Raw genomic sequence first — 414 nt, 5'->3', positions numbered from 1 at the left:
CAGCCATACAAGCCGGCGCTTCAGCTTCGGTGCGGCCACCCAGACCATGGCTGAACGACCACAGTCGGCGCCCCGACGGTTCGGGGCCGTTCACTCCGCGACGGCGACGTAGCGGTCCTCATCCGCGATTCGCCAGGACAGGTCGATCTCGACGTCGGGCAGCGCCTGCCGCAGTCGATCGTCCATCTCCCGCGACAGAAAGTGGTGGTGCAGGTCGAGCTTGCGCAGGTGGGTGAGCGGTTGCCCGGCCAACAGGGCTGCCGCACCGTCGTCGCTCAACGTCCCGAGCGACAGGTCGAGCGTCTGCAACTGCCCGACGATCGGGGCGTGGGCCACGGCGGTGGCGATCTCATCCTGCGTGATCGCGTTCTTCAGCCCGAGGTAGCGCAGTTTCGGGAACCTCTCGCCGGCCAG

General features: G+C 67.9%; 1 pseudogene. It reads right to left on the bottom strand.

The features are described from left to right. Positions 1-90: 90 nt before the first annotated feature. Positions 91-414, bottom strand: a pseudogene (locus GWK61_RS55375) (STM4015 family protein); the annotation flags it as partial.

Source organism: Catenulispora rubra (genome assembly GCF_015356825.1).
GTDB classification, from domain to species: Bacteria; Actinomycetota; Actinomycetes; order Streptomycetales; family Catenulisporaceae; genus Catenulispora; species Catenulispora rubra.
The sequence above is the reverse complement of the archived record's forward strand: the minus strand, read 5'-3'. Positions and strand labels throughout refer to the sequence as shown.